Annotated in this window: 1 protein-coding gene; it reads right to left on the minus strand. The window is 45.2% G+C overall.

All coding sequences use genetic code 11. The annotated features are described in order from the left end of the window. Positions 1–992, minus strand: a 992-nt coding sequence (locus QPK98_RS15550) for a collagen-like domain-containing protein (protein ID WP_494337535.1), incomplete at both ends; no start/stop codon positions are given.

Here is a 992-nt window from a genome sequence, read left to right on the forward strand (position 1 = left end):
GTTGCTCCGTCTTCACCGTTTTGTCCTCCTGCTTGTACGCCTGTGTCAATGCCATCAATATACCAGTTTCCGTTTTCGATTGTTATAACAGAGCCATCAGCACCATCAGCACCGATTAATGAATCTAGGAAGTCTTGTTCCGTTCCTGTGTTTCCAGCATCTAACCATTCCTGGTAAGCAGATTTTCCATCAGTACCATCAGCACCATCTTGTCCGGCAGCTCCATCAGCACCTTGTAAAGAGGCTAGCCATTCTGTTTCTGTTCCTACAAATCCATTATCTACAGCAATATCGAATGCAGATTTTCCGTCTTCACCTTGCGCTTTTACGCCAGTGTCAACACCATCTATCCACCAGTTTCCGTTGGTTCCAATTTCAGGGGTTGCTCCGTCTTCACCGTTTTGTCCTCCTGCTTGTACGCCTGTATCAACGCCATCAATATACCAGTTTCCGTTTTCGATTGTTATAACAGAGCCATCAGCACCGTCAGCACCGTCTTGACCGTCTTCACCTTTTAAATCATTAATAAAGTCTTGTTCTGTTCCGTTTTCGTTACCTGGAATTTCTTTCCAAATTTCGAATGCAGATTTTCCGTCTTCACCTTGCGCTTTTACGCCAGTGTCAACACCATCTATCCACCAGTTTCCGTTGGTTCCAATTTCAGGAGTTGCTCCGTCTTCACCGTTTTGTCCTCCTGCTTGTACGCCTGTGTCAACACCATCAATATACCAGTTTCCGTTTTCGATTGTTATAACAGAGCCATCAGCACCATCAGCACCGATTAATGAATCTAGGAAGTCTTGTTCCGTTCCTGTGTTTCCAGCATCTAACCATTCCTGGTAAGCAGACTTCCCATCAGTACCATCAGCACCATCTTGTCCGGCAGCTCCATCAGCACCTTGTAAAGAGGCTAGCCATTCTGTTTCTGTTCCTACAAATCCATTATCTACAGCAATATCGAATGCAGATTTTCCGTCTTCACCTTGCGCTTT

The sequence above is a fragment of the Aequorivita marina genome (genome assembly GCF_031631895.2).
Lineage (GTDB): Bacteria > Bacteroidota > Bacteroidia > Flavobacteriales > Flavobacteriaceae > Aequorivita > Aequorivita marina.